The 23439-nt window shown below is 56.1% G+C and carries 22 protein-coding genes; 17 read left to right on the top strand and 5 right to left on the bottom strand.

Going from position 1 to position 23439, the window contains the following annotated elements:
• Positions 1-2: 2 nt before the first annotated feature.
• A complete protein-coding gene (locus SMB34_RS08360; protein WP_007088385.1) occupies positions 3-608 on the bottom strand; it encodes a nucleotidyltransferase family protein in 606 nt (201 codons plus the stop codon).
• Positions 605-1612, bottom strand: a complete 1008-nt coding sequence (cbiB, locus tag SMB34_RS08355) for an adenosylcobinamide-phosphate synthase CbiB (protein WP_051682203.1) — start codon at positions 1610-1612, stop codon at positions 605-607. Before cbiB ends, SMB34_RS08360 begins: the two co-directional genes overlap by 4 nt.
• Before the next feature lie 427 nt (positions 1613-2039).
• Here cbiB and SMB34_RS08350 point away from each other — a divergent pair, with 427 nt between their 5' ends.
• From SMB34_RS08350 to bioB, 13 genes are all read left to right on the top strand, one after another.
• Positions 2040-3053, top strand: a complete 1014-nt coding sequence (locus tag SMB34_RS08350; protein ID WP_037989130.1) for a sirohydrochlorin chelatase — start codon at positions 2040-2042, stop codon at positions 3051-3053.
• Between the two features lie 35 nt (positions 3054-3088).
• Complete coding sequence (locus tag SMB34_RS08345; protein WP_007088388.1) at positions 3089-3781, top strand: precorrin-8X methylmutase; 693 nt, start codon at positions 3089-3091, stop codon at positions 3779-3781.
• Positions 3778-5031, top strand: coding sequence for a bifunctional cobalt-precorrin-7 (C(5))-methyltransferase/cobalt-precorrin-6B (C(15))-methyltransferase (locus SMB34_RS08340; protein WP_007088389.1), 1254 nt, complete (start codon positions 3778-3780; stop codon positions 5029-5031). The genes SMB34_RS08345 and SMB34_RS08340 overlap by 4 nt, the downstream gene beginning before the upstream one ends.
• Positions 5028-5768, top strand: a complete 741-nt coding sequence (gene cobI / locus SMB34_RS08335) for a precorrin-2 C(20)-methyltransferase (protein ID WP_007088390.1) — start codon at positions 5028-5030, stop codon at positions 5766-5768. Before SMB34_RS08340 ends, cobI begins: the two co-directional genes overlap by 4 nt.
• Entirely contained in the window at positions 5765-7714 is a 1950-nt protein-coding gene (gene cobJ / locus SMB34_RS08330; RefSeq protein ID WP_240478782.1) for a precorrin-3B C(17)-methyltransferase, read from the top strand. The genes cobI and cobJ overlap by 4 nt, the downstream gene beginning before the upstream one ends.
• Positions 7714-8475: a precorrin-4 C(11)-methyltransferase gene (gene cobM, locus SMB34_RS08325; protein WP_007088392.1), complete on the top strand. Its 762-nt coding sequence runs from the start codon at positions 7714-7716 to the stop codon at positions 8473-8475. The genes cobJ and cobM overlap by 1 nt, the downstream gene beginning before the upstream one ends.
• A gap of 164 nt (positions 8476-8639) precedes the next feature.
• Complete coding sequence (locus SMB34_RS08320; protein WP_007088393.1) at positions 8640-10043, top strand: circularly permuted type 2 ATP-grasp protein; 1404 nt, start codon at positions 8640-8642, stop codon at positions 10041-10043.
• 18 nt (positions 10044-10061) lie between these two features.
• Positions 10062-11009, top strand: a complete 948-nt coding sequence (locus SMB34_RS08315) for an alpha-E domain-containing protein (RefSeq protein WP_007088394.1) — start codon at positions 10062-10064, stop codon at positions 11007-11009.
• Position 11010: 1 nt separating this feature from the next.
• Positions 11011-11829 carry a transglutaminase family protein gene (locus tag SMB34_RS08310; protein WP_037989127.1) on the top strand — a complete coding sequence of 273 codons (819 nt, stop codon included), beginning with the start codon at positions 11011-11013 and terminating at the stop codon, positions 11827-11829.
• Positions 11830-11848: 19 nt separating this feature from the next.
• Positions 11849-12595: a proteasome-type protease gene (locus SMB34_RS08305; protein ID WP_037989126.1), complete on the top strand. Its 747-nt coding sequence runs from the start codon at positions 11849-11851 to the stop codon at positions 12593-12595.
• Between the two features lie 92 nt (positions 12596-12687).
• Positions 12688-13326: a GntR family transcriptional regulator gene (locus SMB34_RS08300; protein ID WP_240478781.1), complete on the top strand. Its 639-nt coding sequence runs from the start codon at positions 12688-12690 to the stop codon at positions 13324-13326.
• A gap of 286 nt (positions 13327-13612) precedes the next feature.
• Positions 13613-14188: a biotin transporter BioY gene (locus SMB34_RS08295; protein ID WP_037989295.1), complete on the top strand. Its 576-nt coding sequence runs from the start codon at positions 13613-13615 to the stop codon at positions 14186-14188.
• The gene (gene bioB, locus SMB34_RS08290; RefSeq protein ID WP_037989122.1) at positions 14188-15180 is read left to right on the top strand and encodes a biotin synthase BioB; all 993 of its coding nucleotides are present in this window, start codon (positions 14188-14190) and stop codon (positions 15178-15180) included. The genes SMB34_RS08295 and bioB overlap by 1 nt, the downstream gene beginning before the upstream one ends.
• 146 nt (positions 15181-15326) lie before the next feature.
• On the opposite strand, the gene SMB34_RS08285 is transcribed toward bioB, so the two are convergent.
• Entirely contained in the window at positions 15327-15860 is a 534-nt protein-coding gene (locus SMB34_RS08285; protein WP_231858550.1) for a CHAP domain-containing protein, read from the bottom strand.
• A gap of 120 nt (positions 15861-15980) precedes the next feature.
• Positions 15981-17240 carry an MFS transporter gene (locus SMB34_RS08280; protein ID WP_240478780.1) on the bottom strand — a complete coding sequence of 420 codons (1260 nt, stop codon included), beginning with the start codon at positions 17238-17240 and terminating at the stop codon, positions 15981-15983.
• A gap of 301 nt (positions 17241-17541) precedes the next feature.
• Here SMB34_RS08280 and SMB34_RS08275 point away from each other — a divergent pair, with 301 nt between their 5' ends.
• The 3 genes from SMB34_RS08275 (at position 17542) to SMB34_RS08265 (ending at position 21204) form a co-directional block, all read left to right on the top strand.
• Positions 17542-19893, top strand: a complete 2352-nt coding sequence (locus tag SMB34_RS08275; protein WP_037989293.1) for an alpha/beta fold hydrolase — start codon at positions 17542-17544, stop codon at positions 19891-19893.
• Between the two features lie 226 nt (positions 19894-20119).
• Positions 20120-20752: a GntR family transcriptional regulator gene (locus SMB34_RS08270; protein WP_037989118.1), complete on the top strand. Its 633-nt coding sequence runs from the start codon at positions 20120-20122 to the stop codon at positions 20750-20752.
• Complete coding sequence (locus SMB34_RS08265) at positions 20749-21204, top strand: OsmC family protein (protein WP_037989117.1); 456 nt, start codon at positions 20749-20751, stop codon at positions 21202-21204. The genes SMB34_RS08270 and SMB34_RS08265 overlap by 4 nt, the downstream gene beginning before the upstream one ends.
• A gap of 133 nt (positions 21205-21337) precedes the next feature.
• Here SMB34_RS08265 and SMB34_RS08260 read toward each other — a convergent pair whose 3' ends face one another.
• A complete protein-coding gene (locus SMB34_RS08260; protein ID WP_037989116.1) occupies positions 21338-22126 on the bottom strand; it encodes a class I SAM-dependent methyltransferase in 789 nt (262 codons plus the stop codon).
• 188 nt (positions 22127-22314) lie between these two features.
• Here SMB34_RS08260 and SMB34_RS08255 point away from each other — a divergent pair, with 188 nt between their 5' ends.
• Positions 22315-23439, top strand: a complete 1125-nt coding sequence (locus tag SMB34_RS08255) for an ABC transporter substrate-binding protein (protein ID WP_037989113.1) — start codon at positions 22315-22317, stop codon at positions 23437-23439.

Below are 23439 nucleotides of genomic sequence, written 5' to 3'. Positions count from 1 at the left end.
GATTATTCCGGGTTATCGGGCCATGGCATCACTTTAAGGCAGGGCCACTTTTTCCGCCATCGCATGACTTTGGCCGCATACACATCCCGGATCGGCAGGACGGGGTTCGGAATGATTGTGCCTTCCAAAACCGCTTCAAGCCCAAATGGCGCGTATATACGATACTCGTCATGCAGTTTGCGCAGCCCGATTGCAGTTGTTCGATAAGCAAATCGATCAATCCCGTCGCACGCAGCTGATACATCACCATATTCAATGTCGAATTTCTTCCGGTACCAAATCGGCACCCTTGCTTGATTGCGAATTTCGATCCGAATGGGCAGATCTGAGAACAAATCAGCAACTCGTGCAATCACCTTATCTTCAGCATTCCAACGGATGTCAGGGTCAAAATAGAATAGATCATAGTCATCAATCCGGTCTTCAGCAGGACGGTTTGCTGAAATATTCCATATTGATTGCGCCAGACACCCAGCCGTTAACCACCAGTCATCAATTCCCAAATCACCAAACCGATCAAGGATTGTCCGATTGAAACGGTTACGTAACACCAGATCAAGAAACAGCTGCCCCTGCTCAACCTGATCAACGGCATTCCCTGAGCTCATAGCGAAACCCACATCATCTTCAACACCACCGGCCACGCGGCATTAAGAATGCATGCTGTCGTGTAAAGTTTAAGCGCACGGTCAATATCGCTGGCATCGGCATCCCGCCTGCCATCCCCGATATAGGGGTCTTCAACCAGCTCCGCCCCGTATTGACGCGGTCCGGCAAGCGACAGGTCAAGTGCCCCGGCAAAGGCAGCTTCCTGCCACCCGGCATTGGGCGATTTGTGTTTTGACGCATCGCGCAGCATGATTTTCCAGGCATGCGCGCCGGAAGTTTTGCGGCCCATCACAGCGGCAAGGCAGATCACCCCACCGGCAATCCGTGCAGGGACAAAGTTCGCAACATCATCAAGACGTGCCGCGAACTTGCCGAAATAAAGATAACGGTCACTGCGATGACCGATCATCGAATCAAGCGTATTGATCGCCTTATAGGCACAAAGCCCAATCGGCCCGACCAGCACGTACCAGAACAGCGGCGCGACCACGCCGTCCGAAAAGTTTTCCGCACAGCTTTCAATCGCCGCCCGGCTGACCCCGGCATCATCAAGTGATTGCGGATCGCGTCCGACAATCATCGAAACCGCTGCCCTTCCGCCTGCAAGGCCATCGCGCTTTAACGCGACCGAGACGTCTTTGACATGCTGATAAAGCCCCTTTTGCGCAATCAGGATGGCAAGCAGCAGAATATCGGCAAACCGGAAAACATCGCCAAATGACGATATCAGCTGGATCATGCCGCCAAACGACGCCGCACAGGCAATCACCGCCAGACTGGTGAGGCTTCCGCGTAAAAAGCGATTACTGTTACCATATCGCGGTTTGTTCAGGCGCTTTTCAAACCAGTCAATCAGATTGCCGATCCAGACCACCGGATGCGGCACCCGCCCGAACAGCCACGGGAAATCCCCACAAACCGCATCAAGCACCAGTGCCAGAACCAGCACGGTGAAAAGCGGGCCCATGAAACCGGGCTGCGGAATCAGAAATTCAAGAATCATGGTTTCCATTGCGGCAATGTGCGTCGCAGGCACATGCCCGTCAATCATCATCCGGGATTACATGGGAAAATTACCGAACAAACAGCACGATTTGCCAATCGGTACGGGCTTTGATAAAAGAAATTCATACTTTTATTTTTTTCCTCATACAACACTTCAACATCCAGATCAGGAGGCCTCAAACCTGTTACTTACCCATTCCATCATTTCGGGTAGCAAGATTTGTGACCACAACATCTGCAATCGCCCGTAAAACAAACCACAACAGTTTGTATTTTCTATCCGACCCGCCCTTACGACGATTATCCAATCAGCTGTGGCTTGCATTCCGCAGGCCAATCGGTGAAAACGGGGGTGGCATCGGGTACCGTGGCGGTTTGTGACCGTCGCGCACCAAAACACGAGAGAGACAAAGGAGCAGCCTTTTATGTCCCCCAAAGGCGCCGTAATGATATGCGGACACGGTTCGCGTGATGAGCGCGCTGTTTCACAGTTCAACGCCATGGTTGAAACAATGAAGCAGACCCATCTGGCCGATTATGATGTCGAAAGCGGCTTTCTCGAATTTGCGCACCCGATCCTGCGCGATGGCTTTGAAAAACTCAAAGCCATGGGCCACAAAAAGATTTACGCCCTGCCGGGCATGCTGTTTGCCGCCGGTCACGTCAAAAATGACCTGCCAAGCGAAGTGAACAATTTCGCCCATGAAAACCCGGATATCGACGTTAAATTCGGACGTGATCTGGCGATTGACCCGAAACTTCTGCGTGCCAGTGCTGATCGCATCGAAGAAGCCCTTGCAACCGCTGATGACAGCATCTCGCGCAAGGATACGCTTTTGATGGTCGTCGGGCGTGGCACCAATGACCCGGATGCCAATTCAAACGTCTATAAGGTCGCACGCATGTTACAGGAAGGGCTTGGTTTCGGGCGTACCGAAATCAGCTATTCCGGGGTTGCGCATCCGCGCGTCAATGCCGGTCTGCGCGAAGCCATGAAGCTTGGCTACAAGCGTGTGGTGGTATTCCCGTATTTCCTGTTTGCAGGCATTTTGATCGACCGGATTTACGCCCATACCGACGAAATCGCGGCCGAATTCCAAGATGTTGAATTCATTAAGGCGGAATATCTGCGCGATCATCCGCTGGTGCTGGAAAGCTTTGCCGAACGCCTGGCCGAAATTGACACCGGCGACAACAATATGAACTGCCAGCTGTGCAAATATCGCGAACAGATCATTGGATATGAAGGCGACGTTGCAACCCCGCAGGTCGGCCATCATCATCATGTGATGGGGATTGGCACCGACGGGCATAGTCACGGCCACAGTCATGGCCATGATCACGGGCACCATCATCATGGGCATTCTCATGACCACAGCCATGATCACGGGCACAGCCACGATCACAGCCACGAAACCAATAAAGCGACCGGTTCCTGACCGGTCGCCCTTTGTTCCCTGCGAAAGGTGTGGCGATGTTCGACTATCTGCGGGACCCGCAGGAAATCTATCGGCAAAGCTTTACAACCATCGAAGCCGAAGCCGATCTCGCCCGCTTTCCCGAAGAATTGCGGTCGGTTGCCGTACGGATCATTCATGCCTGTGGCATGGTTGAAAAGGGAGATCTGATTGCTTTTGGCGGCGACGTGGTGACCGCAGCAATCAGGTCCCTGCAAAATGGCAAACCGATCCTGTGTGATGCGGAAATGGTCCGTCACGGGATCATTTACCGCCTTCTGCCCCAACAGAACCCGGTCATTTGCACCCTGAATACAGATGGCAACGCCGAACGCGCAGCCAAGCTTGCTACCACACGGTCGGCTGCCGCCATCGAAGATTGGGCAGATCATATCGATGGTGCAATAATTGCCATCGGCAACGCGCCAACGGCGCTTTTTCATCTGCTTGAGGCCCTGATTTCGAACCGTCTGGCGAAACCGGCATTGATCATCGGCATGCCGGTGGGCTTTGTCGGTGCGGAGGAAAGCAAAGAAGCCCTGATTGCCCATGCCGGTGACATCCCGTTCGTCACATTGCGCGGCCGGTTTGGCGGCAGTGCGGTCACCGCGGCAACGCTTAACGCATTGGCGCGCCTCGCATCGCCGGGGCAGACACCGGATGGCACGGCCACAAAACCCACCGACCCTGACAAGGGGAATGGCAAATGAACGAACAATCGCCCTTGAACGGCAAAATCACCGTGATCGGCATTGGCGAAGACGGTTATGACGGACTAAGCACGATTGCCCGTCAGATTCTGGAAACCGCCAGCGTGATTTTTGGCGGCAAACGCCACATCGCCATGCTGCCCGGATCAAATATTGCCACCCAGAACAGCTGGATCACCCCGTTCGAGGCCAATATGCCCCTGATCGAGGATTGCCTTGATCAGAACCCGGTTATTCTCGCCAGTGGCGACCCAATGTTCTTTGGTGTCGGCAATACACTGGTCAATTATTTCGGATCCAGATCAATTACCGTGATCCCACACCCGTCCAGCATCAGTCTGGCCGCCGCCCGCATGGGTTGGGCGCTTGCCGAATGCGATGTGATCACGCTGCATGGGCGCGAACCGGAAATCCTGCGATCGCACCTGCGATCGCGCGGTAGACTGATCGCGCTTAGTGCCGATGGCAGTACCCCGGCACTGGTTGCCGTCATGCTGTGCGAAGCCGGCTACGATCAAAGCCATATGACGATTTGCGAACGGCTGGGCGGTACAGAAGAACGCATTACCACCCAGACCGCCCAAACATGGCAGTCCACGGCAACCTCAATGCCCGATGTCAAACCGGTTGATCCACTGAACCTGATCATGATTGATCTGGTGGCCGGTCCCAAAAGCCGCGTTCTGGGCAATGGGGCCGGTCTTCCCGATGATGCCTTCATCCATGACGGGATGATCACCAAATCCGAAATCCGTGCCCAAACCTTGTCATCCCTTGCCCCATGGCGCGATGCCATGCTTTGGGATCTGGGGGCGGGATGCGGTTCGGTTTCAATCGAATGGATGCGCGCCGGGGGGCAGGCCATCGCCATAGAGCGCGATGCAAAACGCTGCGACCTGATCGCAAAAAATGCCATCCGCCTTGGTACACCCGATCTGATGATCCGCCAAAAGGGGATCGAGGATGTGATTGCCTTCGCCGATCAACTTCCGACACCCGATGCGATTTTCGTCGGCGGCGGCATCACGACATCCGGTCTGATGGATCGGTGCTGGGATATCCTGCCGATGCATGGGCGGCTGGTGGCCAATACGGTCACGCTGGAAGGCGAAGAACAATTATTACGATTTTACAATAAAAACGGTGGCACCCTGTCGCGCCTGTCGGTTTCCCGGCTGGTTCCACGCGGCAGCTTCAGGGGCTGGAGCAACCTTGCCCCCGTCACCCACTATGTCGGAGTAAAAGCATGAGCGACGCGGCCACAACACCCGCCAGCGCATTACCCGTGGCGGGTACGGCCTATGGCCTTGGCATCGGTCCGGGCGAACCCGACCTGATCACGCTCAAAGCCTATAACATCCTGCAAAAGGCGGATGTGATTGCCTATCCGGCCCTCGAAGACGGTGCCAGTCTGGCCCGCCAGATCGTGGCCCAGCATGTCCCTGATGGCCGGATCGAAATTGCCATTCGCATCACCATGGGCCAACCCGCCGACCCGATCTATGATGCCGCCGCCCTTGAAATCGGCGAATATCTGAAAGCCGGAAAAAACGTTGCCGTCCTGTGCGAAGGCGATCCGTTCTTTTACGGCAGCTTCATGTATCTGTTTGGTCGCCTGGCCGAGGCCGGCCACCCGGTTCAAACCGTGCCGGGTGTCAGTTCGATGATGGCCTGCGCCGCCCAGCTTGGCGCACCGCTTGCCGCCAGAAACGATGTGTTGCAGGTCATTCCGGGACCCTTGTCCGAAGAACGCCTGCGCGCGCAACTTGGCGACACCGATGCGGCCGCCATCATCAAACTTGGCCGTCACTTCGCCAAAGTCCGCAAGGTGATCGAAGAACTTGGCCTGACCGACCGGGCGCGCTATATCGAACGCGCAACACTTGAAACCCAGAAAATGATCCCGCTGGGTGATCTTCCGGCGGATGCAACCGCCCCCTATTTCTCGATGATCCTGATCCACCGTCGCGGAGACGCATGGCGATGACGCCCCCGAATATCCCCACCGCCAGCAACACCAACCCGATCCTGCCGACGGACCCGATTGCGCCAATTGCGGTTGTCTGCCTGACGCAACGCGCCCTTGCCACCGCCAAACGCATCGCTGCCAACCTGCAGGGGGCATCGGTGCATGGGCTGCGCACACGCGTTTCAACAAGTGACGTTGATGTGGCGTTTGACGATACCATTGCACATCTGCAACGAACTTTTTCGGCCGACCATGTGATCATCGGTGTTTGCGCATCGGGCATCCTGATCCGTGCTCTGGCACCGCTTCTGGCCGATAAATGGCAGGACGCCGCCGTCATCGCTGTCGATGAAGCCGGTAGCACCTTCATCCCGCTTCTGGGCGGGCATCACGGTGGCAACCGGCTGGCGCGCGATCTGGCCGAACGACTGGGCGGGCAGGCGGCGATCACCACGCCCGGCGATGCGATGCTGGGACTGGCCCTTGATGAGCCCCCCGTCGGCTGGCATCTTGCCAATCCGCAAGCCGTCAAACCGGCCACCGCCGCCCTTCTGGCCGGTGAAACCGCCCGGTTCGAGATCGAGGCAGGATCGGCCGCCTGGCTGACCAACAGCAATATCGAACGCAGCGACACCGGCACGGTGGTTATTCGCGCTACCGCAAAAGCCACAAATACGATTGGCGACGACAAGAACAATCACGAAATCGTCTATCGCCCGCCGGTCCTGGCGCTTGGCGTCGGTTGCGAACGTCACTGCGCTCCCGACGAGCTGATCAAACTCGCCACCGAAACCCTTGTCGCAAATGGCCTGAGTGCGCAAAGCGTTGCGTGCGTTGTGTCCATCGACCTCAAGGCAGACGAAGCCGCCGTTCACGCACTGGCCGACCATCTCGGCGTCCCGGCACGTTTCTATGACGCCGCCACACTGGAAGCCGAAGCCCCCCGCCTTGCCAATCCCTCCGACATCGTCTTTGCCGAAACCGGCTGTCACGGCGTTGCCGAGGGTGCAGCCCTTGCCACCATCGGCAGCAATGGCACCCTGATCGTTTCGAAACAGAAATCAAAACGGGCCACCTGTGCCATCGGGCTTTCAATCGATGATATTGTCCCGCTGCAATCGGGTCGTCCGCAGGGACGTTTGTCGATTGTCGGCATCGGCCCTGGACAGCCCGGCTGGCGCAGTCCCGAAGCCAGCAGCCTGATTTCGCGTGCGACCGATATTGTCGGTTATCAGATGTATCTTGATCTTCTGGGGCCACTGATTGACGGCAAATCCTGCCATCATTCCGACCTTGGCGCTGAAGAAGCCCGTGCCAGACACGCACTTGAACTGGCCGCCACTGGCAGGGACGTCGCCCTGATCGGGTCTGGCGATGCCGGGATTTATGCGCTGGCAACGCTTGTGTTTGAACTGCTGGATCGCGAAGATCGTTCTGACTGGAACCGGGTTGCGGTTCAGGTATCACCAGGCATTTCCGCCCTGCAAGCCGCCGCATCACGGATCGGTGCGCCTCTGGGCCACGATTTCTGCGCGATATCGCTTTCTGACCTTCTGACCCCGCGCGAGGATATCCTGCTTCGGCTCAAGGCCGCGGGCGAGGGCGACTTTGTCATCGCCTTCTATAACCCGGTATCGAAACGCCGCCGTGATCTTCTGGCACAAGCCCGCGATATCCTGCTTGAACATCGCGGGCCGGAAACGCCGGTCGTGCTGGGTCGGCAGCTTGGCCGCCCGGACGAACAGATAACAGTCGTTCCGCTTGCGAAACTTGAAGTCGATATGGTCGACATGCTGACCACCGTTCTGGTCGGCTCCAGCAACAGCCGCCATATCACACGCGGTGAAAACAGCTGGGTCTATACCCCGCGCGGCTATGCCAAAAAGGGCCCGGACGCTGCAAACGCCCCGGTCCACAGCCTCGATAATCCCAAAAACGACCCCAAAAACGATAAGGCAAACTGATGACCGTTCATTTTATCGGTGCCGGTCCCGGCGCCCCCGATCTGATCACCGTTCGCGGGCTTAAACTGATCGAAAAATGCCAGGTCTGCCTCTATGCCGGATCACTCGTGCCCGAGGAAATCGTCAAATCCGCCCCCGATGGCGCGCGCGTGATTGATACCGCGCCGATGAACCTTGATGAAATTCTGGCCGAGATTGAAATGGCACATGCCGCGGGGCAGGATGTCGCGCGCGTGCATTCCGGCGATCCGTCGATCTATGGCGCAATTGCCGAACAGATCCGCAGGCTTGATGACCTTGGCATCCCCTATGACATCACGCCGGGCGTTTCGGCCTATGCCGCCACTGCCGCCGAACTGGGGGCGGAGCTGACCCTGCCTGATATTTCGCAAACCGTCATCCTGACGCGCACAGCCATGCGATCATCCTGCATGCCCGAAGGTGAAAGTCTGGCCGAATTGGGTCGTTCGCGCGCCACCCTTGCGGTGCATCTGTCGATCAATAATCTGGTCAATGTCGTTCGCGATCTGATCCCGCATTACGGGGAAGATTGCCCGGTTGTTGTCGCCTATCGCGTCACCTGGCCCGATCAGCAATTCATCCACGGGACGCTTGGCGATATCCGCGCCAAGGTCAAAGGTAGTGGTATCACCCGGACGGCTCTCATCATGGTGGGCGGGGTCTTTGGGCGGAAGGATTTCACCGATTCCCGCCTGTATGCTGCCGATCACACCCATGTTTTGCGGCCAGCAAAACCGTAACCGAACTGTAAAACGCCCGTTTTTTGCACAATCAGTTAGACGACCCGGCCCATATTTTCAGCAAATCCTGTTTTTGCTGAAAAAAGAAACATTTCAACCGTGAACATGCTTGACCGCCCCTTGCAGCACCGCCTTTAATCAAAGGATAAGCAAGGGGAGTGTGCATGTTCAACGAAATGATGATGAACGATGAAGTACGCGAACCTTATCGCGCACTGGTTGACTGGATGGAGGCCAGCGGGCCCGAAACCCTCCAGCAGAAGCGACTAGAGGCAGAAACTCTTTTTCGCAAAATCGGCATCACCTTCGCGGTCTATGGCGAAGGTGGCGATCCGGAACGGCTGATTCCGTTCGATCTTATTCCACGTATTTTCACCGCCACGGAATGGCGCAAGCTCGAACGCGGCGTCAAGCAGCGCGCACGCGCTCTCAACACCTTCCTGTATGACGTCTATCACAACGCCGAAATCATCAAGGCCGGGATCATCCCCGCCGATCTGGTGTTCAGGAACGCCGCGTTTGAGCCGGCCGTGATCGGCATCGATCCCCCGCGCAAGGTCTATAGCCACATTGTCGGCGTTGATGTCGTGCGCGTCGGCCCGGATGATTTCTATGTGCTGGAAGATAACTGCCGCACCCCGTCTGGCGTTTCCTATATGTTGGAAAACCGCGAAATCATGATGCGGATGTTCCCGGAACTGTTTTCGAAATTACGGATCGAACCGGTCGAAAGCTATCCGGACATGCTCCATAAGACGCTCAAAAGCATCGCGCCCAAACGGTGCGATCGCGAGCCAAATATCGTGGTCCTTACACCGGGTGCAATGAACAGCGCCTATTACGAACATTCCTTCCTTGCCGACCAGATGGGTGTTGAACTTGTCGAGGGGCAGGATCTGTTCGTGTCCGAAGGCCGCGTCTATATGCGCACAACGCGCGGGCCCGCCCGGGTTGATGTGATTTATCGCCGGATCGACGATGCCTTTATCGATCCGCTCTGTTTCCGGCCCGATTCCGTGCTGGGCGTTCCCGGCCTGATGAATGTCTATCGATCAGGCGGGGTTGCGATCTGTTCGGCACCGGGCGCCGGTGTTGCCGACGATAAGGCAATCTATACCTATGTGCCCGACATGATCCGGTTTTACCTTGGGCAGGAACCGATCCTGAATAACGTACCGACATGGAAATGCGCCAACCCGGACGACCTGAAATATGTTCTGGAAAACCTTGGCGAACTGGTCGTCAAGGAAGTCCATGGTTCGGGCGGTTACGGCATGCTGGTCGGCCCGGCATCGACAAAGGAAGAACAGGCTACCTATGCCGAACGCATCAAGGCCGATCCGGGCGATTTCATCGCCCAGCCGACCCTTGCCCTTTCTGCCTGTCCAACCTTCGTTGAAAGCGGTATCGCCCCGCGCCATGTCGATTTCCGCCCCTTCTGCCTTGTCGGCGATGACATCCGGCTGACGCCGGGCGGCCTGACCCGCGTTGCCATGCGCGAAGGATCACTAGTCGTCAACTCGTCGCAGGGCGGCGGGGTAAAAGACACCTGGATCATGGCCGAGTAGAGAAGAAAGGGAAGTCACATGCTTAGTCGTACAGCAGACAACCTTTTCTGGTTGTCGCGTTATGTGGAACGGGCCGAAAACATGGCCCGACTGATGGAAATGGGCTATCGCATGGCCCTGATGCCGGCCGCCGGCGACGGCAACCGGTCAGAATGGGCGTCGGTTCTCTCGGCCTCGGGCTGCGCACAGGGCTATGATCCCGACATGCCACTCCGTCAGGCCGAAGTTGCCGATTACCTGATCTTCAATCGCGATAATTCGTCTTCGATCCTGAACTGTTTTGAAAATGCACGCGCCAACGCGCGCGCCATGCGTACCGCCATCACCGCCGAAATGTGGGAAGCATTGAACAATGCCCTGATGGAATTGCGCCGAACGGCAATGCATAACCTTGCAAAAACCGATCTGCCTGAATTCATCGACTGGGTCAAACGGCAGGGTGCCTTGTTTCGCGGCGCGACCGACTCAACAATCCTGCGCAACGACGGGTACGATTTCATCCGTCTTGGCATTTTTATCGAACGCGCCGATAACACCGCACGATTGCTTGACGTGAAATATTATGTCCTGCTACCCGAAACCAGTATGGTCGGCGACGGTGTCGATAATTACCAATGGACGACGGTTCTGCGGGCGGCATCATCCCTGCGTGCCTTCCACTGGGTTTATCGCGATGATTATTCACCCTATCACATCGCGCACTTCCTGATCCTCAATCCTTTCAGCCCCCGGTCGCTGGCCCATTGTTCGGAACAGATCACCAACCATCTGGAACATCTGGCCCGCCATTACGGCCAACGAAGCCCGGTGCACAGCCTGGCAGTAGAAACATATTCCCTGCTGACCCAAACCCGCATGGACGAAATTTTCAGCCAGGGCCTTCACGAATTCCTGTCTGATTTTCTCAAACGAAATCAGACCCTGTCATCGGCAATTGCCGAAACCTATTATTTCGGGGGCCAGTAAGATGCGCCTGACTGTTGAACACCGCACCCATTATCGGTTTTCCCCGTCGGCACGCTATGTCGTGCAAAGTCTAAAGCTGACGCCGTCCCTGTTTGACGGACAGAAAATCATCCGCTGGTCGATCAAGGCCGAGGGATGCGTCATCAATTCCGAATTTGTCGATGGCAATGGCGACACCATCAGCACGCTGACCGCAACCGGGCCAGTTGATTCTGTTGATGTCGTTGTGTCCGGAGAAGTCGAAACCACCGATACCACCGGCATGCTTCGCGGGCATAAGGAACGCGCCTTTCCTGCGGTGTTCCTGCGCTCGACCCCGGTCACCAAATCCAGTGCCGCGATCCGCAAACTCGCTGCCAAAGTCGAAAAGAGAACCAGCCCGGATAACCTGCTTGAACGGGCCCACGCCCTTTCGGCAGCCGTGTCCGATGCCGTCGCCTATGTCCCGGGCAGCACCCATGTCCATACCACCGCCGCCGACGCCTTGGCCGATGGTCAGGGCGTCTGTCAGGATCACGCCCATGTCATGATTTCGGCCGCCCGCCATCTTGGCATTCCCGCACGCTATGTATCGGGTTATCTGTTTGCCGATCAGGATGGCAAATCACACGAAGCATCCCATGCGTGGGCGGAACTGCATTTACCCGAACTGGGCTGGGTCGGGTTTGACCCGGCAAACCGCTGCTGCCCAACCGATTATTATATTCGTCTGGGGTCTGGACTTGATGCACAGGGTGCCACACCTATACGGGGTGTACATACTGGTGGTGCAAACGAGGATTTGGATGTAACAGTCATCGTTGCGCAATCACAGCAATAGCCGGACCCGAGAATAGAAGATGACCTACTGCGTGGGCTTGATGCTTGATGAGGGGATGGTGTTCCTCTCCGACACCCGAACCAATGCCGGGCTTGATAACATTTCGCGTTATCGCAAGATGTTCACCTGGGAAGTCCCCGGCGAACGCGCCATCGTGGCTTTGACGGCGGGCAACCTCGCGATCACGCAGGCAGTCATGAGCACCCTGCAGGAAGCCATCGACAACCCGGAAACCGAACCGGGCGACTGTATCCTGAGCGCGCCCAGCATGTTTCGCGTCGCTGAACTGATGGGCGAGGCGATGCAGAAAGTTCAGCACAAATATCAGGACACCCTTGAACAGCGCAAGGAAAGCAGCTCGGCCTCGATCATGGTCGGCGGGCAGCGCAAGGGCGGGGCTCAGCGCCTGTTTCTGGTCTATGCGGCAGGCAACTTTATAGAGGCCACCGAAGACACCCCCTATCTTCAGATCGGCGAACATAAATACGGCAAACCGATCCTTGATCGCGTGATCACCCCGGAAACGCCAATTGCCGATGGCGTCAAAGCCGCATTGCTGTCGATGGATTCAACATTGCGTTCGAACCTTTCAGTAGGCATGCCGCTTGATCTTGCCGTCCTACCCGAAGGATCGTGCCAATTCTCCGAACATCGCCGGATTGATGCCGAAGATGCCGGGTTCAAGGCCCTTTCTGACGCCTGGTCGCAGGCATTGCGCGAAGCATTCGCCGATATGCCCGACGAACATTGTGCGCCGGACTGTTAAACCTGATATCGCGCGATTAATTTACCGGTTACGGATATGCGTGCTCGACAAAATCGGGCGCGCGAATTATCTATAAAATCATGAAAAGTGACATGGACAATACCGTTACAGGCAGGATCACCCGCGAACTGGCTGACCGCATCATCGCCGGGCATATCGCACCGGGTACGAAATTGCGCCAAGACCATTTTGCCGAGGAATTCGGCGCAAGCCACGTGCCGGTCCGCGAAGCCTTTCGCCGCCTCGAAGCACAGGGGCTGGTCGTCAGCGAACCGCGCCGCGGTGTTCGGGTTGCCAGCTTTGATATCGCAGAAGTCCGCGAAGTCGCTGAAATGCGCGCATCCCTCGAAGTCCTCGCCCTTCGCCATTCCGCCCCGCACCTGACCAGCGCCATTCTCGACGAGGCAGAGGCGATCAACCGTGCGGGCGAAAATGCTCCCGATGTCCGGGCATGGGAAGAAGCCAATCGCGCCTTCCACCGCCTCATCCTGACCCCGTGCGGCATGCCCCGCCTGCTGGCAACCATTGACGATCTGCATGCCGCAAGTGCCCGCTTCCTGTTTTCCGGCTTCCGCATGGAATGGGAAGCCCCGACCGATCAGGATCACCGCGCCATCCTGAAGGCGCTCCGCGAACGGCAGTTTGACATTGCTGCCGCCACCCTTGCGCGTCACGTCAAATGGATCGGCACCAAACCGGGGCCTAAAATCCGCCCGCAAACCCTTTCCTGACCCCTTCCAGAACTGTCTCCCGAACCCAAAATCCACGGTTCGAACCTGTTCCTGCCTGCGTTTTGGCAATGCAGGACATCTGCTTATGTGCAGATCTTCAATTTTATAGATAAAAATATAACATATAAATCAATATACTAACGATACATTTCCGCAAATATCGGCCAATTTCATCCAATTATCTATTTTGGGGATTGATTTCACACTCCGATCACGGCGTAATTAATAGATGAGATTCTTTTTTATCTATAATTTTGAATGCGATCCAGAGGAGGATGAAATCACCATGAGCAATGCAGTCTCCAAACCGGCCGAAACCCGCATATCATCGGGAATGAAATACAGCCTGATGGTTCTGGCCGGTGTCGCCATCCTGACCGCCAGCGCCAAAATCACCGTTCCCTCCTGGCCGGTGCCAATGACCCTGCAAACCATGGCGATCATGGCTATTGCACTCGCCACCGGCCCACGCGTCGCCTGTGCCACCATGCTGGGTTATCTGGCGGCGGGTGCGGCTGGCTTGCCGGTCTTTGCCGGAACGCCGGAACGTGGCATCGGGCTTGCCTATATGGTCGGGCCGACCGGCGGCTATCTGCTGGGTTATCTGATTGCCTCATGGCTGGTCGGTGCGCTTGCTCAGGGGCGCGGTATGCTGGCGCGATTTGGCATCATGATGGCCGGTATGATCCCGGTTTATCTTCTGGGTCTGGCATGGCTTGCCGCCTTTGTGCCGCTTGAAAAGGTTGCTGAATATGGCTTCACCCCGTTCATTCTGGGCGACACCATCAAAATCGCCCTCGTTGCCCTTGGCAGTGCGGCCTGCACCCGCTTCATCAAACACAACAAAGGCGGCACCGCCTGATGAACAGCCTTCCCGTACAAAACCCGGCAATCGATCAAACCCTCCGTCACGACTGGACGGTGGACGAGATCGAGGCGATCTATCGCCTGCCCCTGCTTGAACTGATGGGCCGCGCCAGCGCGGTCCATCGTACCCATCACGATCCCAACGAGGTGCAAAAAGCCAGCCTGCTGTCGATCAAAACCGGCGGCTGCCCCGAAGATTGCGCCTATTGCCCGCAATCAGCCCACCACCGCGAGGTCAAGCTGGGCAGGGAACAGTTGATGGACCCCGGTATGGTTTTGAAAATGGCGGCGCGTGCCAAGGCCGCCGGGGCGGATCGTTTCTGCATGGGGGCCGCATGGCGTCGCGTGCGCGATGGTGCGGCCTTTGACGCGGTGATCGAAATGGTACGCGGTGTCCGCAATCTCGGCATGGAGGCCTGCGTGACCCTTGGCATGCTCGAAACCCGCCACGCCGAACGCCTCGCCGGGGCTGGCCTCACCGCCTATAACCACAATCTTGATACCAGCCCGGAATATTACAGCCAGATCATCTCCACCCGGACCTATCAGGACCGGCTCGATACGCTGGCTGCCGTAAGGGGTGCCGGGATCGATCTTTGCTGTGGCGGGATCATCGGCATGGGTGAAAGCATCCGGGACCGCGCATCAATGCTCCATGTCCTCGCCGGTTTCGCGCCGCATCCCGAAAGTGTACCGATCAACGCACTGGTGCCAGTGGCCGGAACACCGCTTGCCGACCGCGAGCCCGTCGATGCCCTTGAACTGGTCCGCATGGTTGCAACCGCGCGCATCACCATGCCGAAATCCACCGTTCGCCTTTCGGCCGGGCGCGCCGACCTTACGCGCGAAGCCCAGATCATGTGCCTGATGGCCGGGGCCAATTCGGTGTTCTACGGCGAAAAACTTTTGACCACACCAAACCCGGAAGAAGATTGCGACACCGCCCTGTTTGCAGCGCTTGGTCCGGTTCCGGCATCGGCGGCCTGAAAATATCCACATCAACCCCCGACCTTGTGCGGCCCACCCGCACAAGGTTCCCCTTGGCGAAGCGCCCCTCAGTCGGGCCTTCGTCTTTTTTATAAACGGGCCAGGAAAGCGGGAAGAGGGAAGCAGGCAGGAAAAGGACGGAAAATCTAGTGGGCTTCGGCGGTTTCGTGTGGCTGATAGATAAAGCCATGCGCCGGATAAACCCGGCCGAACGTGCCGATCGTGTTCATCATCCGCACTTCAGACCAGTCATTATTGGGCGAAACATCGACAACCGGCTGGCGATAATGCACCTTGCCCCGCGTACGCGAATCGCTGCCCCAGTTGGCATGATTGACCATGATCTTGCGACTATCGAGGATGGCGGCAACCACCGCCACATGCCCGTATCTCAACCGCGATGTCTTCTTCAGCGCCAGAACCGCACCGACTTCGGGTTTTTTGCCCCGGTTATAGGTATTTTTCGCCTGATCCCACCATGTCCAGGCATCGCCATAAATTTCAATGCCCGACACAGCACGCGCATAAGGCACGCATTGCAAAAATTCGTCGGTGGGGGCAAATGGCAACAGACGCGATGACGGCAAGCTGACATTGGTCACGGTCGAAACGCCGTCACTTTCAAGGCCGCTATTGGGTTTTGGTGTACTTGCAGATGCAAAGCATCCCGATACAAGCATACAAAATCCGATAACGACCGCCAGCCGCATGCGATATTCCCCCAAGAAATGCAAAATGATCCGTCACCCTAACCCGACGAGTTTTAAACAAGCGTTTACAAAGAGCCCCGAAAAACAAGATCATTTTGCCGTTTCTGTGGCAGGTTTCGAACTATTTGTCGCAATGCGATACAAGCGCCAAAACCCGAAAACCGCCGCGCACAAAATCAATATCCCTGATCCACGTGCGGTATATTGAATGTTTCCGGCCTCCGATATCGCACCCAGCATCGTGCCGCCCAAGGCAATCCCGCCAAAGCTTGTCGCACTCCAGAAGCTCATCACCCGACCGCGCAGCTTGTTATCCACCGTCAATTGCAATGCGGTTTGCGACCCAACCCCGACCGCCGTCAAACCAAAACCGGTAATCGCAACCAGAACCACGGCAAGCTCGTACCACGGTGCAAAACCAAGCCCCAGCATGCCGCATCCGGCGGCAAAGGCCCCGATAATCGTCACCCGCTGAAAGGCGGCCGGATCGGATCTGACCCGCGACAACATGAATGTCGATGCAACTGCGCCAACCCCGCTTGCCGATGCCAGCATGCCAAGCCCGGTGACGCCGCGGTCATAAACCGCCTCGGCGAAGACCGGCATCAGTTCAACCATCCCGGTTCCGACCAGTGCGACAAAACACGATAGCGCCAGAACAGACCGGATCATCGGATGATGAAGGGCGTAATTGGCCCCGTCGACAAGGGCCGCCAGAACCCTCTTGCTTTTGGCATCGGGTGCCCGTTCTACATGGATTTTGACAGTCGCCAGAACAAAGATCATCGGGATATAGGACGCCGCATTGATCATGAATGCCGCCCCGGTTCCCCATGTCGCGATCACGACACCGCCAATGGCGGGACCGACCAGACGTGAAATATTGAAATTCATCGCCGCATAGGCCACCGCCCGGCTCATGAATTCACGTTGAACAATCACCGGCACCAGTGAAAGCCGAATAGGCGTCATCGCACTGGCCAGAACCCCGTTCGCCCCTGCCAGAACCACCATCCAGAACAGGTTGATTTGCCCTGCCATCGACAGCATCATCAACAGAAATGCCGTCGCCGCCATCATAAGGTTCAATGTCACAGCCGTTTTGCGCAGATTGACCCGATCCGCCATCACGCCGAAAACCGGCCCCAGAATAAAAGCCGGGGCGAAATTAAGTGCCGCAATCAACCCTGTCCAGAATGCCGACCCGGTCAATGACCATGCCAACCACGACATGGCGATTTTCTGCACCCAAAGTCCTTGTGTGGTGATGCATTGCCCGATCAGAAACAGGACAAAGTTGCGATCCTGAAAGATCGATTTCCGGGATGGCTCGGCGGTTGGTGGCAGCACGGATTTTCCAGTTTTCATGACGGGGCGGGATCATGGTGCACCGGACGGTTGCATTTGACGGCCATATTTGGGGCGAAATGGCCTGCTATCCGGACAGAACAGTAATTTAACGTATCGTAACGATTATAGGGATACGCAAAGATACGTGCCACAGATTGTTCGCCTGATGCGTGTATCTGGCCTTCTCAAACCCGTTGGGAAAACACATATCTGTTTCAGGCATCAGGACCTAAAGGAAACAACAGCAGTTAATTATAACGCCGATCAACACGGCATTCATGCCTTCGGGGCGGAAACACCCATGCATCAGAACTTTCGGGAAATCGAGCGCGAAAAATTCGCGATCCGCAACCAGACTTGCGAATGGACCCTCAGGGCCATGACCGCACTGCGCGCCAAGGTCGACATCAACATCAAGATGCATGGCGACCGCGATCACCTGGCCCAGGGCGACATTTTCATGTTCAACCATTTCGCCCGGTTTGAAACCTTTATCCCGCAATATCTGATCGCGCTTGAAACCGGGGTGTTTTGCCGGTCCATCGCGTCGGGCGAGTTTTTCGTCGAAGACAACAAATTTTCTCGGTACTTGCGGGCTCTTGGCGGTGTGCCAAATGATTACGAACGTCTGCTGCCGTTCCTTGCCGAAGAAATCCTGCGCGGCGGTAAGGTCGTGATCTTTCCCGAAGGCGGCATGGTCAAGGACCGGCGCGTTCTGGCCGCCGAACGCCCGCATCCCAAACGCCCGGATTACAGCATCTATTCCCGCTCCGCCGATCAACGGCGCGCCCATCACACCGGCGCGGCCCTGCTCGCACTTTGCATCGATGGTTTTAAAACCGGTTTGTCGATGCTGCTGGACAAAGGCAAACACGATGAACTTGATCGCTGGGCGACTGCGATTGATACCACGCCCGAAATTCTCAAAGCCGCCCTTGCCAAGCCGACCCTGATGTTTCCCGCCAACATCACCTTCCATCCGCTCCGCGTTGATCAGAACCTGCTGGCGCGCGGTGCCGATCTTTTCGCCGGCGGGCTTAGCCCCAAGATGGCCGAAGAACTGATCATCGAAGGCAATCTTCTGTTCAAACGCACGGATATGGATATCCGGCTTGGCGATCCGGTTGATCCACGCCATCAATTCAACTGGATTGACCGGCGTCTGCTGGCCCATCGGGTTGAAACCGCGACCTGCATCGATGATCTGTTCCGCCCGGCCAAGACGCTTGAAAAAATCCCGGATCGCATCACGCAATACGCCATTACCCGCCATATCAGCCCGCTTCGCGATCATTGCATGGCGGTGATGTATTCGAACCTCACGCTCAATGTCAGTCATCTGGCATCGCGCCTGATCATGATGTGGCTGGCCGATGGCGTGACCGAGGTCGATATCGCCCATTTCGACCGCACCCTTTATCTGGCGATCAAAAATGTCCAGCAGGCCGAAGGCGTTCATCTGCATCGCGGCATGCGCAACCCGGCAGATTATATTGGCATTTTTGATCTGAAATGCCCGCAGATCCGCGAATATATCGATGCCGCTGTACAACTTGGCCTGATCGAACGCGCTGATGGCAAATATTGCTTCCTGCCGAAATTGCAGGAAGAAGCCACTTTTGACCAGATCCGCATGGACAATCCGGTGATGGTCTATGCCAATGAAATGGCCCCGATCAATGCGGCCTGGACTGCGCTTGAAAAGGCGCGGGACGAAGTCGATCACCTGACACTGCGCGATTTTGCCAAACGCCGGTTTGATGATGAAATCCGCGCATGGCAATGGAACCGCGCGAAATATCAAAAACCGAAATATGCCTCAATCAACGATCAGGAAACCGCCACCGCCGATAGCCGCCCCTATCTGTTGCTGCCCAATGGCAACGAACATTTTACCACCGGCGTTCTGGTCGTGCATGGCTTCCTTGCCTCTCCGGCCGAACTTCGCAATCTTGGGGATCGGCTGGCCGCGCGCGATTATGCCGTAATGGGGGTGCGCCTTGCCGGGCACGGCACATCACCGCATGAATTGCAAAAACGCACATGGGGTGACTGGCTGGCATCGGTTCGGCGCGGCTATGAAATCCTGTCGGCCTTTTGCGACAACATCATTATTGTCGGCTTTTCAACCGGCGGGGCGCTGTCGACCATTCTGGCAGCCGACCGGCCCGAAAAACTGACCGGGCTCGTCGTGGCATCAACACCGCTTAAATTCCGAAACCGCAACCTGATGTTTGTGCCGTTGCTTTATGGTGCCAACAAACTGATGGGCTGGGTACCTTCGGCACAGGAAATGCTCAGTTTCCGGCTTAACGAATCCGAACATCCCGATATCAATTACCGCAACATCCCGATTGGCGGCCTGCACAATCTGCGTCAGGCGGTTGCCGAAATGCAAAACCGTCTGCCCGATATCGCCTGTCCGATCCTGATTTTGCAGGGCGACGGCGATCAGGTGGTTGACCCCGCCAGTGCCACCCTGATCAAACGCCACGCCACAGGATGCAGCAAACTGGATATCCAGATGCTCGCATCCGACCGGCACGGCATCCTGAACGAGGATATCGACAATGCGGTCAATCGCGTGATCGACTTCATCTCCAAAACCGCCCCGGCCGACAGCACCTTGACCGCAGCCATCCCGGCCCAATAACTCGAGGGAATGCCCGCCGAAACCGCCGCCCCCTTAGCCCCCGGAGCCCTTGAGCATCCCTCGGGCAAACGCCCAACGTCCACACCACCTCGACAATGCCCCAGGTTAAATCCTCATACAAATAAAATGCGACCGGGATTTACGATGCTGTCGCATCAAATTTCGGGTGAATTCATCCCAACGGAACCCACTTGACTCTTTGGCAAATTTGCACGAATTTGGATCCATGGATCCAAATAAAATTACAGAAACGCTTCAAAGCGAAATCGAAAACGGCACCCTTTCGCCCGGCACAATCCTGAAACAGGAACGGCTGGCCGAACGATTTGGCGTCAGCCGCCAGCCGGTGCGTCAAGCGCTGGAACGCTTGCTGGCAAACGGGTTGCTAACCAAACGTTCCGACCGCAGCCTCGCGGTAAACGGTTTAAGCGCCAACGAGGCCCACGAACTGTCGCAAATTCGTATTTCACTTGAATCAACCGCTCTTATCCTTTCGATCCCGCATCTGACACAACGCGACCTGCGCAAGGGGATCCGCCTGAACGACGATCTTTTTGAAGAAGAAGACCCGGCGATCATCGAGGAGCTCGATATCGCCTTTCACCGGACCCTGTATGCCCCGTGTGGTAATAGTCGCCTGTTGCAGATGATTGACGAATTACGCGGCGAAGCGCGCCGTTCCTATCACCGGCAACCCGCAGGATCGCAGGCGCGCAAAGCGTTTTATGAAGAACATAATGACTTGCTAGCCGTATGCAGCCTTGGCGATGTCAACAAAGCCGTCGAAATCATTGAAAAACACATCGGCATCACATCACGACAACTTGTCGTCCACCCCGGAAACGGAGCCCCTCAATGAGCAGTTTCGGTGCAGAAGTCACTTGGCAACGCGACGGCGCAAACTTTGCCGACCGCCGCTATAGCCGTGGTCATCTCTGGCGGTTTGACGGTGGGGTCGAAGTCCCCGCATCCTCATCCCCGCATGTCGTGCCACTGCCCTGTTCCGTCGCCGAAAATGTCGACCCCGAAGAAGCCTATGTGGCGGCCCTTTCAAGCTGCCACATGCTGTTCTTCCTTGACTTCGCATCACGCCGGAAAATCGTCGTCGACAGTTATGTCGATGCTGCAACCGGTGTCATGGAAAAGCAGGACGGCAAAACAGTCATCACCAAAGTCGAACTTTGCCCCAAGGTCACCTATGCCGCCGCAGCGCCGACGGCCGAGGTCGAGGCCGAACTGCATCACGCGGCCCACGAGGCCTGCTTTCTTGCCAATTCGGTCAAAACCGAAATCAGCATCAAACTTAATTAGGGTAATTACCTGACGGTTAAGCTGGGCACGGAAGATGCGCAACTTGCGCTACTTCACCCGTTGCTGGATGCGATGCGCCACGACATCGCAATGTTTTCCGGTCGCCTGCAATCAGCCAATTCTGTGTGACCTTCTACGGCTTGGTCGCGCAGATGGCATAACGGTGCTGTGCTCCCCGTTCCAAACCCTTGGCAAGCGTAAGGTGTTTTGACTGGGCGCGGTGAATCTGGCGCATGTTGAAATCGGCAACAACCGGATCAAATCCGGCGGTTTTCAACATCGATGTCACTTCATCGGCCCGCGCACCTTGCGAAAAATGAACGCGCGACAGAATATCGCGATGGGTTTCGAGTTGCGGTATTTCGGCTGCTTCGCGCTTCAAACCAAGGGATTTCAGGAAACCTGCCATCACCTTGTTTAAGCTGCTGATCCAGGTCGGGGAAACAAAATCACCATCAACCACCAAAAGCTTACCCCCCGGTTTCAAAACCCGGAACCATTCGGCAAAGGCTGCCGCCGGATCAACCAGCGTCCAGACCAGATGCCGGGTGACGATGACGTCATAGCTGTTATCGTCTTCAAGCGTGTTTTCCGCATCGCCCAGAAGGAAACGGATATTGGACTGACGCTGTTTCGATTTGGCGCGCGCCTTTTCCAGCATCGCTTCGGACCAATCAAGCCCGGTAACCTCAAACCCGATGTCATGCATCAAATGGCTGATAACGCCGGTGCCACTGGCAAGGTCAAGCGCACGTTTGCCGGACCCGTCGCCCAGATGACGGCGAAACAGGTCGTGCCACGCCAGACGTTCCTGATCTGAAAAAATCTCGTGCCCAGGCTGTTGATCGAACGTGTCGGCGCGCATTGACCAGTATTCCTTGATCTCGTCACGCAGATTGAAATTGCTTGAATGCGTCGTCATCGTTCGAAGAATCCCCAATAGCCTGTCTCTGCAAAAGGCCGCGCGATCTTGCGGGGATCACACGGCGGCAGATACCGCGCCAAATATCACCAAATCCATAAAAAAATCAATTATTGCGAAAAGTATTGATTTGCATTCTCAATAAATGATAATGCGGCGGTCAGGCAATCCTAAATAAGGGTACGGGGATGAAAATTTTTGGCGCTATTGCTGCCGTTGCGTTAATGGTCGCGGGGACCGTTCACGCAGCAGAAACCGTCACGATCACCGATGTGGCAGGCCGCGAAGTTTCGGTCAAAGTTCCGGCAGAAAAGCTTATTCTTGGCGAAGGTCGTCTGATTTATGGCCTCGCGACGCTTGATACCGACGCGCCGTTCAAGCGAGTCGTTGGCTGGCGCGATGATCTTAAAAAAGCCGATCCGCAAGGTTACGGCATATATGCAGCAAAGTATCCGGAAATTGATAGCTTGCCGACGTTTGGCGGTATCAAGGATGGAACATTCGATGTCGAACAGGCCATATCGCTTAAACCTGATGTCATTGTGATGAACCTTGAAGCAAAAGGTGCGACCGATGATGCCAGCCTTGACAAAAAACTCGCTGCTGTAGGTATTCCGCTGGTCTATATCGACTTCCGTGAATCACCGATGAAGAACACGGAAACCAGTATGCGCATTCTTGGTCAGTTAACCGGTCTGGAAGCGCGCGCCGAGGAATTCATCAAATTCCGCGCCGATCATATCAAACTGGTCACTGATCGCCTTGCCAAGGCCAACCCCAAAATACCCGACGTCTTCATCGAACGTGCTGCAGGTTATTCCGACGAATGCTGCATGTCGTTTGGTAATGAGAACTTCGGTAAAATGGTTGAACTTGCCGGTGGCAAAAACATTGCAGCCGATATCATTCCGGGCACTTTCGGTACAATTAACCCGGAACAGGTTGTTGCCAGCAACCCCGACCAATTTGTCGGTACTGGCGGTGACTGGGAAGCATATGCACCCGGCATGGGCTGGGTTCCTGTTGGTCCCGGAGCTGACATGAAAGAAGCCAAACGCAAATTGATTGGCCTGACAGAACGCCCGGCATTCCGGGATATCAAGGCGACCAAAAACAACAATATCCACATCGTTTGGCATCAATTCTATAACAGCCCCTATCAGTTCGTGGTGATCGAACAAATGGCAAAATGGTTCCACCCGGATTTGTTTGCCGATATCGAACCGGAGGCATCATTCCGCGAACTGCATGAAAGATTTCTACCGATCGATTATCAGCCGGGTTACTTCATTTCCATCAGCGATCAGAACTGA

The organism is Thalassospira permensis NBRC 106175, from assembly GCF_000714555.1.
In the GTDB taxonomy this organism is placed as follows: Bacteria; Pseudomonadota; Alphaproteobacteria; order Rhodospirillales; family Thalassospiraceae; genus Thalassospira; species Thalassospira xiamenensis.
This window is presented reverse-complemented; position numbering and strand designations above follow the sequence as displayed.